We start from the raw sequence: 15,694 nt of genomic DNA, 5'->3' as shown, positions 1-15,694 counted from the left end.
CGCCTTGTGGGGGTGACCGGTATCGGTTCAGTGCGGGAGGGCGTTCTCCAGTCCGGCGTCGGGCTCCAGGGCCGTGTGGAGTCGGGCGTAGGCGCCTTTCGCGGCCAGGAGTTGGGCGTGGGTGCCGCGTTCGACGATGCGGCCGCCCTCCATCACGAGGATGAGGTCCGCGTCGCGGATGGTGGAGAGGCGGTGGGCGATGACGAAGCTGGTGCGTCCCGCGCGCAGCGAGTGCAGGGCGCGCTGGATGAGGGCCTCTGTACGGGTGTCGACGGCGCTGGTCGCCTCGTCCAGGAGCAGGATCGAGGGCCGGGTCATGAACGCGCGGGCGATGGTGACGAGTTGTTTCTCGCCCGCGCTGATGGTGGCCGACTCCTCGTCCAGGACGGTGTCGTAGCCGTCGGGCAGGGTGCGGATGAAGCGGTCGGCACACGTGGCGCGGGCGGCGGCCACGACGTCCTCGCGGGTGGCGTCGGGGCGCCCGTAGGCGATGTTCTCCGCGATGGTGCCGGAGAAGAGCCAGGCGTCCTGGAGCACCAGGCCGATGTGGGCGCGCAGTTCCTCGCGGGTCATGGTGGTGATGTCGGTGCCGTCCAGGAGGATGCGGCCCGCGTCCGTCTCGTAGAACCGCATGAGGAGGTTGCCCAGGGTGGTCTTGCCCGCGCCGGTCGGGCCGACGACCGCCACGGACTGGCCGGGTTCGACGGTGAGGGAGAGGTCTTCGATGAGGGGGGTGTCGGGGGAGTAGCGGAAGCAGACCTTCTCGAACCGGACGTGTCCGCGGGCTTCGTGGAGGTGCGCGGGGTGCGCGGGGTCGGGGCCCTGTTCGTCGGCGTCCAGGAGGTCGTGGATCCGTTCCGCGGAGGCGAGGGCGGACTGGAGGCGGGCGGCGATGCCGGCGACCTCGACGATGGGATGGCTGAACTGCCGGGAGTAGAGGATGAACGCCTGGACGTCGCCGATGGAGAGGGTCCCGGTGAGCACGCGCAGTGCGCCGACGACCGCCACGACGACATAGCCGAGGTTGGAGACGAACATCATCGACGGTTCGATGCTGCCGGAGATGAACTGGGCGCGCGCGGCGGCGCGGTAGAGAGCCTGGTTGTGCTCGTCGAAGGCCCGCTCGGCCTGTTCGCGCCGCCCGAAGCCCTTGACCAGCGAGTGCCCGGTGTAGACCTCCTCGATGTGCGCGTTGAGCGCTCCGGTGGCGGACCACTGCTGGGTGAACCGCGGCTGTGCGCGCTTGCTGATCCGGGCTGCGAGGACGGCCGACACCGGTACGCAGACCAGCATGATCAGTGCCAGCAGCGGCGAGATGACGAACATCAGAACCAGCATGGTCAGCACGGAGAACGCCGCCGTGAGCAGCTGACTGAGGCTCTGCTGCAGGGTCTGCTGGAGGTTGTCGACGTCGTTGGTCACCCGGCTGAGCACCTCGCCCGCCGGGTGGCGGTCGAAGTACCGCAGCGGCAGGCGGGCGAGCTTGACCTCCACGGACCGGCGCAGCGCGAAGACCACGCGCTGGACGACGGCCGCGACCAGCCGCCCCTGGAGGAGGGTGAGCAGGGCGGCCGTGCCGTAGAGCGCGAGCGCGATCAGCAGCAGGCGGGCGATCCCGTCGAAGTCGACTCCGCCGGATCCACGGGTGTGCCGGAGGCCGTCGAAGACGAGGTCGGTGGCCCTGCCGAGGAGCATCGGGCCCGTCGCGTTGAGCGCGACGCCGCCGATGCCGAGGGCGACCGCCACGGTCAGCGGGGCACGGTGCGGGCGCAGTAGCCCCAGCGTGCGGCGGGCGGGGCCGCGCCGCGCGCGGCTAGCGCTGTCCGCCGAGACCATGGACAGCCTCCCGAGGAGTCGTGGCGGCTGCGGCGTCCGGGCCCGCGTCGCCGTAGTGGTCGGTGGTGGCGGTACGTTGGGACCGGGCGATCTCCCGGTACGTCGTACTGGTGCGCAGCAGCTCCTCGTGTGTGCCGGTGGCGGCCACCCGCCCCGCGTCCAGGACCACGATGCGCCGCGCGCGGCGGACGGTGCTGACGCGCTGGGCGACGGTGAGCACCGTCGCCCCGGAGAGTTCGGGCTCCAGGGCGGCCCGCAGCGCGGCGTCCGTGGCGTGGTCCAGCGCGGAGAAGCAGTCGTCGAAGAGATAGATGTCCGGCTTGCGGAGCAGGGTGCGGGCGATCGCCAGACGCTGCCGCTGCCCGCCGGACACATTGGTGCCGCCCTGGGTGATCGGGGCGTTCAGCCCCTCGGGCAGGTTCCGTACGAAGTCGCGGGCCTGGGCGATCTCCAGCACGCGCCAGAGTTCGTCGTCGGTGGCGTCCGGGTCGCCGAAGCGCAGATTGCCGGCGACGGTGCCGGAGAAGAGGTACGGCCGCTGCGGTACGAAGCCGACGGTGCGGCGCAGCACCTTCGCGTCCAGTGCGCGGACGTCGACGCCGCCCACGTGGACGGAGCCGCCGGTGGCGTCGAAGTGCCGCAGCACGAGGTTGAGCAGGGTGGTCTTGCCACTGCCGGTGCTGCCGAGGATCGCCACCGTCTCGCCCGGCCCGGCGCTCAGGTCGATCCCGCGCAACACCGGCTCCTCGGCCCCCGGATAGCGGAACTCGACGTCATATAACGCAAGTCGGCCGGATTCGGGCACGGCGGGCACAGGCTCGTGCGGCGCCGCCACGCTCGGCTCGGTGGTCAGCACCTGCTGGATGCGCTCGGCGGAGACTCTCGCCCGTGGCATCGCCAGGCACACGAACGTCACCATCACCACCGACATCAGGATCAGTGCCAGATAGCTCAGAAAGGCGCTGAGCGCGCCGAACGGAATCGCTCCGGCCTCGACGCGGTGGGCGCCGAACCACAACACGGCCACCATGAAGCCATTCAGGGCCAGCAGCACGACGGGGATGACGGCCGCCAGCAGCCGGCCGACGCGCAACGAGATGTCGCGCAATTCTGAATTGGTGCGGTCGAATCTCGCGCTTTCGTGGGCGTCGCGCACAAAAGCCCGTACGACACGGACTCCGGCAATGCGTTCGCGCAGCAGCCCGTTGATGCGGTCCAGGTACTCCTGCATACGGGCGTAGAACGGATCGGTACGGCCGAGAATGAGTCCGAAGCACATTCCGAGGACCACTATCAGTGCCACGAGGAGCAGGGAGAGCTCGATGTCCTGCTGGAGGGCGAGCGCGACGCTGCCCAGACACATCAGGGGCGCTGACACGGCGACGTCGAACGCGGACGCCGCCAGCATCTGTACCTGCTGCACGTCGTTGACGGTCCGCGTCAACAGCGACGGGGTGCCGAACTGCCCGACCTCGCGGGCGGAGAAGTCCAACACCCGGCGGAAGACCGCCGAGCGGATGTCGCGGCCCATTGCCATGGCCGTGCGGGCGCCGAGCGACACCGCGCCCACGGACGCCGCGACCTGGACGAGCGCCACGGCCAGCATGGCCAGGCCGGCCCGGATGATGTAGCCGCTGTCGGCCTTGACCACGCCGTTGTCGATGAGTGCGGCGCCCAGCGTCGGCAGGGCCAACGTGGCGAGGATCTGCGCCAGTTGCAGCAGCCCCAGCACGGCGACGGAGCGCCGGTGGGGCCGCACATGGATTCGCAGGAGTCTGAGCAGCACCGGGCGACGCTCCAGAAGACGGGCAGGTCCGTTCGGCGGGAGGGGCGACGGCGCCGACCGGGGCCTGGGGGGACACCTGGACAGTGCAGCGCACCGCACACCGGAAAATCCCTAGTTTCCGCCGGCGCGTCCCAACAGGCAGGTAAATCCTGGTGGTTGGACTCGGGAATTCCCTAGTGTGCCCGGAATTTCTTGACACCGCGATCGGTCGCTTGGAAGGTGTGATTACCCAGCGTGTGGACCGCGGCTGTTTTTGCTGTCACAAAAAACATTCGACGCCAAGCGGTCAAGTAGCCGACTCGGCTCTGCGTTTGGGCGCTCTGTTCTGTGCGTAGGAGAGGAATGAGATGTCCAAGCGTGCGCTGATCACCGGAATTACCGGGCAGGACGGCTCCTATCTGGCCGAGCACCTGCTCGCGCAGGGGTACCAGGTGTGGGGCCTGATACGGGGTCAGGCCAACCCCCGCAAGTCGCGGATCAGTCGGCTCGTCTCCGAACTGTCCTTCGTCGACGGGGACCTGCTGGACCAGGCCAGCCTGGTCTCCGCCGTCGACAAGGTGCAGCCCGACGAGATCTACAACCTCGGTGCGATCTCCTTCGTGCCGCTGTCCTGGCAGCAGGCCGAACTCGTCACCGAGATCAACGGCATGGGCGTGCTGCGGATGCTGGAGGCGATCCGCATGGTCAGCGGCCTGAACGGCTCGCGCGGCGGCGACGGAGGCGGCGGGCAGATCCGCTTCTACCAGGCGTCCTCGTCGGAGATGTTCGGCAAGGTCGCCGAGACCCCGCAGTGCGAGACCACCATCTTCCGGCCGCGCAGCCCCTACGGCGTGGCGAAGACCTACGGGCACTTCATCACCCGCAACTACCGCGAGTCCTTCGGCATGTACGCGGTCTCCGGCATGCTCTTCAACCACGAATCCCCGCGCCGTGGCGCGGAGTTCGTGACCCGGAAGATCTCCCTCGCGGTGGCGCGCATCAAGCTCGGCTACCAGGACAAGCTGTCCCTGGGCAATCTCGACGCCGTGCGCGACTGGGGCTTCGCCGGCGACTACGTCCGCGCCATGCACCTGATGCTCCAGCAGGACGAGCCGGGCGACTACGTGATCGGCACCGGCGAGATGCACTCGGTCCGCGACGCCGTCCGCATCGCCTTCGAGCACGTGGGCCTGAACTGGGAGGACTACGTCACCATCGACCCCTCGCTGGTGCGTCCGGCCGAGGTGGAGATCCTGTGCGCGGACGCCGAGCGCGCCCGCAACCAGCTGGGCTGGAAGCCCAGCGTCGACTTCCCCGAGCTGATGCGCATGATGGTCGACTCCGACCTGCTCCAGGTGTCCCGCGAGCGGGAGTACGGGGACCTGCTGGCCGCCACCTGGTAGTCGGGCGGGCGCACGGGGTACCGCCGGCGTGCGGGCCCCCGCCCCCGGGTGTATCCCGTACGGCTTCTCGACGGGCGGGCAGCCGTCACGCAGAGCATGGAAACTAGGTGATTTCCCGCATTCCTCCCTGTGGAATGGGCGGGTGGACCACAGGAGCCGGTGTCCGGCCGCCGCATCCCGGCGGGACGGTCCGGCGCCCTCGCGAGGAGGAGGAATCAGCGCTATGACGAGAACCACGGCGGAAGGGCTCTGGGCCCGGTGCTACCACCCTGCGCCGGACCGCCCGCGCCAGCTCGTCTGCTTTCCGCACGCGGGTGGTTCGGCCTCGTTCTTCTTCCCGGTGTCAGTACAACTGTCGCCCGTGGCGGAGGTTCTGGCGGTGCAGTACCCCGGCCGTCAGGACCGGCGCACCGAGACCAGCCCCGGCGACATCGGAACCATGGCCGATCAGGTCTACGCGGCCCTGCGGGACCGGATCGGGTCGCTGCCGACGGCGTTCTTCGGGCACAGCATGGGCGCCATGGTCGCCTTCGAGGTGGCCCGGCGGCTGGAGGCCGACGGCGGCGAACTGACGCACCTCTTCGCCTCGGGACGGCGTGCGCCCTCGCGCTACCGGGCGGAAAGCGTGCACCGGCGCGACGACGACGGGATCGTCGCCGAACTGAAGCTGCTCTCCGGTACGGACGCCTCACTGCTGGGCGACGAGGAGTTGCTGCGCATGATCCTCCCGGCGATCCGCAGCGACTACACCGCGGTGGAGACCTACCGCTGCGCTCCCGGGGCGACGATCAAGGCGCCGATCACCGCGTTGACCGGTGACGCCGACCCCAAGACCACGCTGGAGGAGGCCGGGGACTGGCGCGCGCACACCACGGGCGCGTTCGACCTCCAGGTCTATCCGGGCGGCCACTTCTTCCTCGGCTCCCAGGCCCCCGCCGTGCTGGCGCTGCTGCGTGGACACCTCACCGCCGCCGGGGAGTTGACACGCTGAGAGGCGTCCTGGCCAGCGATTCTGTGATCATGTACTCTGACGTACGTCGGACATCACTCTTTCGGGTGATTTGCAGCGTGATGTGGTGGAGTCCCGCCATATCGGCTGTATCTCCGAGGTGCGAGGAGCCCTATGGTGCGAGACCGGATCGGCAATTCCGGTTTAGCCAGCGGCTTGGTCGGCCGCGTCGATGATGTCCGGGCGCTCAACCGCCTTGCCCACGCGGCGCGCCGAGGGTGCGCACGCTCGGCGGTCGTGACCGGCTCCACCGGGATCGGCAAGTCCGCTCTCTTGCACGCCTTCCTCAGTGGGGACGCCTGCCGGCACGCGACGGTTCTGCACGGCTCGTGCGAAGAGGGCACCGCGGGCGACTCCTTGGGCGGCGTACGCACCCTGCTCGGGCCGACCGCGCGGGAAGGCGCCGCCCGGTACGCCCGCCGCGCCCTCGTCCCCGGCGCGCTGGCCGGTGAGCCGCCGCACGCTCCCGCCGTCCAGCACGCGTTCCACGGCCTGTACCGGCTCGCGGCGGACGCACTGAGCCGCCGCCCGCTGGTCCTGGCCCTGGACGACGTCCACCACTGCGACGAACTCTCCCTGCGCTGGCTGGACTTCCTGCTGCGCCGGGCTCACGCCCTCCCCCTGCTCGTCGTCCTCACCCAGCAGACCGAGGCCGCGGCCCTCGCGCACGGCGTCCCGGCCGGCCGCGCCCTGGCGGACCTCATCGCCCACCACCGCACCACGACGCTGCGCCTGCGCCCGCTGACCGAGACGGATGTCGCCGAGGCCGTACGGCGGTGCTTCCCGGAGCCCGCCGCCCCCGCCTACGCCACCGGTGCCTGGGCCGTGACCCGTGGCAACCCCCACCTCCTGGACCGCCTGCTGAGCGCGCTGCGGGCCGAGGGAGCCGGCCCGAGCGAAGGCGGCGCCGACCGGATCGCCGGGAGCGGCTCCCGCGTCCTGGCGCGCTGGGCACGCGATCTCCTGGACCGTCGCCCGCCCTGGGTCGGCGAGGTCGCGCGGGCGGTGGCGGTCCTCGGTGAGCGGGGCGCCGACCGCGTCGGGCCCCTGGCCGCCGTCCCCGCCGAGGTCGTCGAGGACGCCCTGACGGTGCTGCGCGAGGCCGGACTGCTGGCAGCCGGCGGCAGGCACCTGATGGACGACGCGGTGCGGGCGGCGGTGCTGGCACCCCTGGACGCCCGGGGGCTGTCGGACCTGCGCACCCGGGCCGCGCTGCTCCTGAGCGACGCGGGCCGTCCCGCCGAGGACGTCGCCGAGCACCTCCTGCCGCTGCCCTGGATCCGCGAACCGTGGATGCCCGGCGTCCTGTTGGAAGCCGCGGCACAGGCCGAGGCGCGCGGCGCCCCGGAAACCGCGGCCCGCTACCTGTACCGGGTACTGGAAGGGGACCCCGGCAGCGTGGAGGTCCGCGTCCGGCTGGCCGGAGTGCTGGCCGAAACCGACCCGTCCGAGGCCATCCGCCTGCTGCGCGGGGCGCTGGCGCCGAGCGTCGACGTCCGCACCCGGGCGAGGATCGCCGCGCAGTTCGGCACCACCTCCCTGGCCGCGCGCGAGGGCTCCGCCGCGCTGGGCATGCTGGAGGACGTCCTGGGCGCGCTCGACGCCGAACTCGGCCCCGACCCGCTGCCCGCCGACCGGGAACTGCGCACGCTCGTCGAGTCGGTGCTCCTGATCGTGGGCTCGCATGGCCGCAGCACGATCGCCGCGACACGGAAGCGGGCCGCGACGATGACCGTCCCCGAGGGCGACACCCCCGCCCAGCGGCAGAAGCTGGCGGCGATGGCCGTCCTGACGGCACTCGACGGCCAGGCCCCCGAAGCGGCGGTGCAGTGCGCCCAGCGCGTGGCGAGTTTCTCCCAACTCCCCCTGAAGAGCTGGTCCCTGATCAACTCCGCCTTCGTCCTGGGCCTCGCCGACCACACCGACGACGCGCTGCACGAGCTGGACCGTCTCCTGCGGCACGGCCGGGAGAACTCCGCGGTATGGACCTACTCCGTGGCCCTGGCCACCCGCGCCATGCTCCTGCACGGCCTGGGCGCGCTCCCCGAAGCGCTCGCGGACGCCAGGACGGCGGTGCAGATCAGCGGCGCGGAACGGTGGGCGGGGACCGTGGTCCTGCCGCGCCTGGCGCTGGCCGGCGTACTGGTGGACCGGGGCGAGGCCGTGCACGCCGAGAAGCTGCTGACCGGCACCGAACCCGTCTGGCGCGACCCGTACATGTGGACCCACCACCGCTACCTCATGGTCCTCGGCCGGACCCGCCACGCCTTGGGGGACGCGGAGGGCGCACTGGCGCTGTTCCGCGAGTGCGGCAGGTCACTGGAGGAGGCCGAAGTGCGCAACGCGGCATACCTGCCCTGGTGGGCGGAGGCGGCCTGCGTGCTCGCGGAACTGGGCCGCGCCGAGGAGGCCCAGGAGCCCGCCGCGCACGGCACGCGGCTCGCCCGGCGCTGGGGTACCTCGCGCGCCCTGGGCCTGGCCGCTCTGGCCCGCGGCGTGGCCACTCCGGGCGAGGAGGGTGTGGAACTGCTGGGCGAGGCGGTGCGGGAGCTGTCCGCCTCTCCGGCCCGCGTCGACCACGCCCGCGCCGAACTCGTCCTGGGCCGGTCCCTGTTGGCGGCCGACGACCGCCGCGCCGCACGCGAGCACCTGCGCGCCGCGGCCGACCTCGCGCAGCGCTGCGGCGCCCTCGCGCTGGGGCAGCAGGCCCGCGGCGCCCTGTTGGCGGCGGGCGGCCGCATGCGGAGGATGACCACCTCGCCCCTGGACCTGCTCACCAGCATGGAACGCAAGGTCGCCGGCCTCGCCGCCGGCGGCGCCGGCAACCGTTCGATCGCACAGTCGCTGCACGTCACCGTGCGCACGGTCGAGACGCATCTGACAAGCGTGTACCGCAAGCTGGACATCGCCGAGCGCGCCCAGCTCGCCCAGGTCCTCCGCTCCCCGGGCGTCCGCGGGGCTCCGGCGCCACGGCAGGTGCCGCGGCCGCGCGGACAGCGCTGACGACGGCCGGAGGGTGTCCGTGACGAGGCTGACCGATGAGCAGCTATACGCTGGATTCATACGGGCGGGGCGTGGGCGTACCGACCCGCCCCTGCTCGAACGCGAGGAGGAACAGGCGCAGTTGCGCGACGTGGTGGCCGCGCTCGACGAGGGCCGCCCCGCCGTCGTCTCGGTGACCGGCCGCCCCGGTTTCGGCCACAACGCCCTGCTGCGCTGGACCGCCCGCCTCGCCGAGGAGCGCTCGGTGCGCGTGCTGCGCGTCAGCGGATCCCTGGCCGAGCGCGACCTGCGCCACGGAGCCGTGACCCAGCTCCTCGCCATGCTGAGCGAGCCGGTCGAACCGTCCCTGCGGGCCCTGCGCGGGCACCGCGACGCGGACGGCCTGCCGGGCCTGCCCCAACTCCTGCAGACCACGCGCCGCACCCCCACGCTCGTGACGGTGGAGGACGCACAGTGGCTGGACGCCGCCTCCCTGGACTGGCTGCAGGCCCTGGTGCGCCGGCTGTCCACCGGCATCCCCCTCGCACTGCTCATCGGCCGCACCGGCATCGACCCGTACGGGCCCGACTGGCTGGCCGACGCCGCCCCCTCCGCGCGGCTGACCCGCCACCTCACCGTGCGGCCGCTGAGCCCTCACGCGGTGGCCGCCCTCGTCGAACGGATCTGCGGCACACCCTGCGACGAGGCGTTCGCCGCCGCGGCCGCCCAGGCGTCCCAGGGCAGCCCGGCCGTACTGGACGCGGCCCTGCGCTGCTTCGCCGACGCCGGCCACCGGCCGACCGCCGACCGCCTCCCGCAGCTGTGCGGCCTGATCACCGGCATCATCGGCGACCGCTCCGGGCGCGCCCTGAGGGGACTGACCGACGAGGCCACCGCCGTGCTGCGCGCGCTGGCCGTCGGCGGCGACCTGCTGGACTTCACGCTGGCCTGTTCGCTGGCCGGGCTGCGCACCGTACCCGAATCGCGGCTGCGCGCGGCACTGGAGATGGCCGGCTTCACCGCTCCCGACGGTTCCTACGCACGCATTCGCCTGCCCATCGTCCGGGGCCGCGTCCTGGAGGACATGCCCGCCGCCGAACGCGCCGACCTGCACGCCCGCGCGGCCCACCTCGCCTACCGGGCCGTGGCCGACGACGAGGACATCGCCCGCCTCCTTCTCCAGGCGCCCCCCATCGGCGAGCCCTGGGCGGTCCACACCCTGCGCGGCGGCTTCGGCGCCGCCCTGCGCCGCGGCGACTTCGCCCGCGCCGCCAGCTACCTCAACCGCGCCCTCGACGAGCCCCAAGCCCCCCTGGAACGCGCCCACATCAGCCTCAAACTGGCCGCCGCCGAGGCGGTCGCCGCCCCCGATGCCAGCGACCGCCGGCTCACCGCCCTCCTCCGCACTCCGGGCGAGGGCGGAGCCTGGGCCCAACTGCGCGTACGGGCCCTGGACATGGGCCTGGCCCGGGGCGACGACTCCTGGGGCCGCCGCGCCGCCGTCCAGGCCCTCGCCACCGCAGACGGCAGCGAGCGCGACGACCTGATCGCCCTGTACTGGTACGCCGCCCAGAACCGGCCCGAGGCCACCGACGTGCCCGCCCCCGGCGTCCCCGTCCTGCCCGAAGACCCCCTCGCCCCCGCCCAGGCCGGCATCCGCGCCTGGCAGCTCGTCGCACGCGGCCAGCACCGCGCGAGGGCCGCGGAACTGGCCCGCCGCGCCCTGGAAGCCGGCAGCGCCGCCCCCGTAATGCCGCGCCTGATCGCCGCCAGGGCACTGTGGCTCACCGATGCCGCCGCCGAGGCCGAGGACCACCTTGCCGCCATCGTCGCCGAAGTGCGGCGCCGCCACTGCCATCCCGCCCTCGCCCGCGCCCTGGTCCTCTCCGCCGAACTGCACCTGCGCGGCGCCCGCGTGGACGCCGCCGAACGCGCCGCGGACGCCGCCCAACAGGTGATGCCCGCCGCCGCCTGGCACCCCCTGGCCGCCCCGCACCTCATGGCCGTGCGCACCGTCATCGCCCTGGAGACGCGCCACCACGACGAGGCCCGTGCCCTGTTCGACGCCCCCATGCCACCCGGCTCCGAATACGGCGCCCACTGGTCCTACCTCCTGTTCGCCCGCGCCCTGGTGGCTGCCGAGGCGGGACGCTGGGCCGTGGCTGTCGAACTGTTCAAGGAGAGCGGACGCTGGCTGCTGCGCAAACACTGGACCAACCCCATCGTGCTGCCCTGGCGTTCGCTGGCCGCCCGGGCCTGTCGCACCCTCGGCGACCAGGAACAGGCCCAGCGCCTGATCAGCGAGGAACTCACCCTGGCCCACCGTTGGGGCGCCCCCAGCGCAGTGGACCTGGCCCACCTGTGCGCCGGCCCCATCGACGGCCGGAAACCGCAGGCCGGCGCCGGCACCGGCGCACCCGCCCCGCGCGAGCTGCCCGCCCGGCTCACCCACGCCTGGGTCCTGGCCGACCTCGCCACCGAGGAACTCACCAGGGGCGACCGCGCCACCGCGGTCCAACTGCTGACCGAGCTGTCCCGTTTCACCGTCACCCACACCTCCGGTCGCCTGGCCGAACGCGTACGGTGGCTGATCGCCCAGCTGGAACAGCCCGCCGCCCCCGACGACGCCGCCCTCCCCGGAGGGTGGGCGGCCCTGTCGTCGGCCGAGCGGCAGACCGCCGAACTGGCCCGCCGCGGACTGGGCAATCGGGAGATCGCCGAACAGCTCTCGGTGAGCCGACGCACCGTCGAGCACCGGCTGAGCAGTACGTACAAGAAGCTGCGCATCACCTCACGCAAGGAACTCCGCGCGCGGAGCCGACCGACGGAAGAGGACATAACCGATGCTGTATGAGCGGGAATCCGAACTGGCCCGCATCGACACCGCAGTGCGTCGGGCGCAGGCGGGCCGTTTCTCCGTACTGCTGCTGACCGGACCGCTGGGTATCGGCCGGTCGACCCTACTCCAGGAAGCCGACGCCCATCCCCGCGACAGCATACGGGTGTTGCGGGCCAACGCCGCATCCATGGAGCAGGACTTCGCCTTCGGCATCGTCCACCAGCTCCTCGGCCCCATCATGGCCGGCGACCGCACCGGCCCTGCCGACCAGGACGCGGGCAGCGCCGCCCGGCCGCTCCCGCCCGACCGCCTCCCGGCTCCCGGCGGCGAGGGCGCCCCGGCTTCCGAAGCGGCCCTGCACGACCTGCGGTCCCTGCTGGCCGAAGCCTGCGCCACCACCCCCGTACTCCTCCTCGTCGACGACCTGCAGTGGGCCGACCTCCCCTCCCTGCGCTGGCTCGCCTACCTGGCTCGGCGCCCGCACGGGCTGCGCGCCACCCTCGTGTGCACCGTGCGCGACGGCGAATCCCGCGCCCAACACCCGCTCATCCGCGACATCGCGGACGCCGCCGACGTCCTGCGCCCCGCCCCGCTCTCGCTCGGCGGCACCCGCGCCCTGATCCAGCACCACCTGGGCGAACCCGCCGACGACGCCTACGCCCACGCCTGCCACGACACCTGCGCCGGGAACCCCCTCTTCCTCCAGTACGTCCTGCGCGACCTGGCGTCGAGCGGCCACCGACCCACCGCCGAACACGCCGGTCAGGCCCGCGCCCAGCGACCCGTCCAGCTCCGCGACCGCCTGGTCAGCTGCCTGCATGCCCAGCCCGGCCCGGTACGCGACCTGGCCGCGGCCATCGCCGCCTTCGGCGACCACGGCGAACCCGACCTCGTCCGGCGCCATGCGCGACTGGACGCCACCGGCCACCAGCAGGCCCTGCGCACCCTGCACCACCTCGGCCTGCTGGCCCCCCACGACACCCCGCGCTTCGTCCACCGCGTCGTCCGCGACGCGGTCGAGTCCGGCCTCACCGTCGCCGAGCGCGAACGCTCCCGCAACGCCGCGGCCGAACTCCTCCACCAGGCCGGCCGCCCCGCCGAACACGTCGCGGACCTGCTGATGGCCGTCACCGCCACCGATCAGCCATGGTCGGTAGGGGTACTGCGGACGGCCGCGGACGCCGCCCTGCGCCGTGGTGCGGCGGACACCGCCGCCCACTACCTGCAACGCGCCCTGCTGGAGAGCACCGTGGACGACGACGTACGCGCCCGCCTGCTGATCGAGTTGGCCAACGCCGAACGCGGCATCGACCTCGCCGCCTGTGAACGCCACATCAGCCAGGCCGTCCGCCTCCTGCCGTCGGCCACCGGCCGGGCCGCCGCCGTTCTGCGCATCCCGCCCAACCTCCTGGGAGAGGCGCCCTCTTCGGCAGTGGACCTGCTGCGCCACGTCTTCAACGACCTCGACCCCGCGGCACCACACCAGGGGCCGGCCCGCGAGATCGCCCTGCGTCTGGAAGCGCGCCTGTGGCACGCCGGACACGAGAACCCGGCCGAACTGACCGGTGCGGTAACACGCCTGCGCGCCTTGGGTACCCCGCCCCCCTTGGACACCGGCGGCGCCCGCGAACTGGCAACCGTCCTGATCAACGCGGGGGTCCTGTCCAGCGCCTTGTCGGCACCCGAGGTCGCGGACCTGGCCGGACAGATCCTGGAGCGCGAGCCGTCGACCTCGGCACGCGCCTGCACCGCACTCCCGCTGCTCTCGGTAGCCCTGTACGCCGCCGACACCGTGGAGGGCATCAACACCCGTCTGTCCTGCGAGCCGCACTCCGACCGTCCGCACGCGGTGGTGCACGCCGAGAACGCCCTGATCCAGCTCGCCTGCGGCCGCCTGACCGAGGCCCGTGACCAGGCCGACCGGGCCGCCGAGTCGGCCGACGCGGACTGGCGGGAGCCGACCGCCGTCGTCCGGGCCGCGGTGGCCATGGAGACCGGCGACGTCCAGCTGATCGAGCGTCTTCTCACGGACGCCGGGCGGAGCTGGCCGCACAGCCTCGCTCCGGCGGCCATGCTGCAACTCCTCAAGGCCTCGCTCGACGCCCGCCGCGGCCACGCCTCCTCCGCCCTGGGATCCGTCCTGGCGTGCGGCCGCCAACTGGAAGCGGTCGGTTGGCGCAACTCCGCCCTCTTCCCCTGGCGGCCCCGCGCCATCGTCCTCCACCACCGCCTGGGCGAGTCCTGCCCGGCCATGGCCCTGGCGGAGGAGGAACTGGCCTGGGCGCGGCAATGGGCGGCCCCCGCCGCCCTCGGCCGCGCCCTGCGCCTGAGGGCCCTGCTGCCCGGCGGTGGGGGCGTCCCCGCCCTGCGCGCGTCCGCCGAGATCCTCCGCACCTCCGCCAACCAGCTCGAACTCGCCCGTACGCTCCTCCATTTGGGCCGGGCCCTGGAGGGCGGCAAGGAATCGACGGCGGTGCTGCGCGAGGCCGCCGACCTCGCCGCCGGCTGCGGCGCCCCCTGGCTGACCGAACGCGCCCGTGCGGCGCTGGGAACCGAGGCCCCCAGTGCGGAGACCCCGCTCACCCACAGCGAGCGCAAGGTCGTCTCGCTTGTGGGTCGGGGGCTGACCAATCAGGAAATCGCCGATGAACTGGGTGTGAGTACACGTGCCGTGGAGAAGCGGCTGACTTCGTGTTACCGGAAGCTGGGCGTTGCGGGGCGACGTGAACTGCTGGGCGGCCGGGGGAGCAGGCGGGGTGTTCGTTCCGCACTGAGTATGCCGTGACGCACGTCACTTTCATTACGGCTTACCGTCGGTAAACGGTGCGGAGTGTTCGGGGGGACCGAAAGGGCGGTGCGGGACCGTACCGTGCGGGAGGGCGACCACAGGTTTAGCGGTGGGGGGCCGAGTCGGCGTTGACGCTTGTCCGGACAGCTCCCTAGTGTCGATTGCATCGGGGGATCGGAATTCTTTCCCGGCGGTTGCCGGGAGCTCGGCTTCCCCGTCCTGCTTCATTCTCAGGAATTCTCCCTCTCGCTCGATCTCTCTTGAGTACCGGTTTGCAGACGGGGGTTGGAAAGGATGTCGGTCCCTTGAAGGTTTCTGCTCTGGTGGATTCTCCGCAGATTTCGACAGGCCGGGGTGCGGCCGGCGGGGTCGGTGTGGCGGGACGGCGGGAAGAGTGTTCGTCGTCCGACCAGTCCGGCGTGTGCATGGCCGTCCTGGACCCCGAATTGACGGTCCGGCAGGCCAACCAGGACTTCTTCCACCACTTCGCGACCGCCGCCGCGGCCTGTGCCGACGTTCTCGACTCGTCCGCCGTATCCGGGTCCTCGACCACGGCACCCGACGTCTGCGGGCGCAACTTCCGCGATCTGGTGCACCCCAGCGTGCGGCAGCCGCTCATGCGGCAGTTCGAGAGACTGCTGGAGGGCCGGCGGGACCGGTTCGCCGCGCGCGTGGTGGCGCTCAGACCGACGGGTGACGCGTTCACCGGCAGTCTCACGGCCTCCGCGGTGCGCGGCTACCACCCCGACCCGACCGCGGTTCTCGTCCTGATGCGGTCGGGAGAGGGCACGGAGGACGATGCGGTGGTGGCGCCGCGGAAGAAATTGCTCAGCGAGATCGACGCGCGAATTCTGGAGGGAATCGCGGCGGGTCTGTCGACCATTCCGCTGGCCTCCCGGCTGTATCTCAGCAGGCAGGGTGTGGAATATCACGTCACCGGACTGCTGCGGAAACTGAAGGTGCCCAACCGCGCGGCCCTGGTCTCCCGCGCGTATGCGATGGGGGTGCTCACGGTGGGGACCTGGCCGCCCCGTGTCGTGGACGACTTCATCAAGTAACACACCCGCATTCC

Annotated in this window: 8 protein-coding genes; 6 read left to right on the top strand and 2 right to left on the bottom strand. The window is 72.4% G+C overall.

Features of this window, described 5'->3' with window-relative positions; genetic code table 11:
* Positions 1-27 precede the first annotated feature (27 nt).
* Complete coding sequence (locus GR130_RS22765) at positions 28-1,836, bottom strand: ABC transporter ATP-binding protein (RefSeq protein WP_159506405.1); 1,809 nt, start codon at positions 1,834-1,836, stop codon at positions 28-30.
* Positions 1,814-3,622 (bottom strand): ABC transporter ATP-binding protein, encoded by a 1,809-nt coding sequence (locus tag GR130_RS22760; RefSeq protein ID WP_159506404.1) that lies wholly within the window; start codon positions 3,620-3,622, stop codon positions 1,814-1,816. The genes GR130_RS22765 and GR130_RS22760 overlap by 23 nt, the downstream gene beginning before the upstream one ends.
* A 347-nt stretch (positions 3,623-3,969) precedes the next feature.
* Here GR130_RS22760 and GR130_RS22755 point away from each other — a divergent pair, with 347 nt between their 5' ends.
* From GR130_RS22755 to GR130_RS22730, 6 genes are all read left to right on the top strand, one after another.
* Positions 3,970-5,004 (top strand): GDP-mannose 4,6-dehydratase, encoded by a 1,035-nt coding sequence (locus GR130_RS22755; RefSeq protein WP_159506403.1) that lies wholly within the window; start codon positions 3,970-3,972, stop codon positions 5,002-5,004.
* 223 nt (positions 5,005-5,227) lie between these two features.
* Positions 5,228-5,995 carry a thioesterase II family protein gene (locus GR130_RS22750; RefSeq protein ID WP_159506402.1) on the top strand — a complete coding sequence of 256 codons (768 nt, stop codon included), beginning with the start codon at positions 5,228-5,230 and terminating at the stop codon, positions 5,993-5,995.
* 132 nt (positions 5,996-6,127) lie between these two features.
* Positions 6,128-9,016 carry a helix-turn-helix transcriptional regulator gene (locus GR130_RS22745; RefSeq protein ID WP_159506401.1) on the top strand — a complete coding sequence of 963 codons (2,889 nt, stop codon included), beginning with the start codon at positions 6,128-6,130 and terminating at the stop codon, positions 9,014-9,016.
* A gap of 19 nt (positions 9,017-9,035) precedes the next feature.
* Positions 9,036-11,849, top strand: a complete 2,814-nt coding sequence (locus GR130_RS22740) for a helix-turn-helix transcriptional regulator (protein WP_236573386.1) — start codon at positions 9,036-9,038, stop codon at positions 11,847-11,849.
* The gene (locus GR130_RS22735) at positions 11,839-14,619 is read left to right on the top strand and encodes an ATP-binding protein (RefSeq protein WP_159506400.1); all 2,781 of its coding nucleotides are present in this window, start codon (positions 11,839-11,841) and stop codon (positions 14,617-14,619) included. Before GR130_RS22740 ends, GR130_RS22735 begins: the two co-directional genes overlap by 11 nt.
* Before the next feature lie 377 nt (positions 14,620-14,996).
* Positions 14,997-15,680: a LuxR C-terminal-related transcriptional regulator gene (locus tag GR130_RS22730; RefSeq protein ID WP_268977977.1), complete on the top strand. Its 684-nt coding sequence runs from the start codon at positions 14,997-14,999 to the stop codon at positions 15,678-15,680.
* The last annotated feature ends 14 nt before the right edge of the window (positions 15,681-15,694 follow it).

It is taken from the genome of Streptomyces sp. GS7 (assembly GCF_009834125.1).
GTDB lineage: Bacteria > Actinomycetota > Actinomycetes > Streptomycetales > Streptomycetaceae > Streptomyces.
This window is presented reverse-complemented; position numbering and strand designations above follow the sequence as displayed.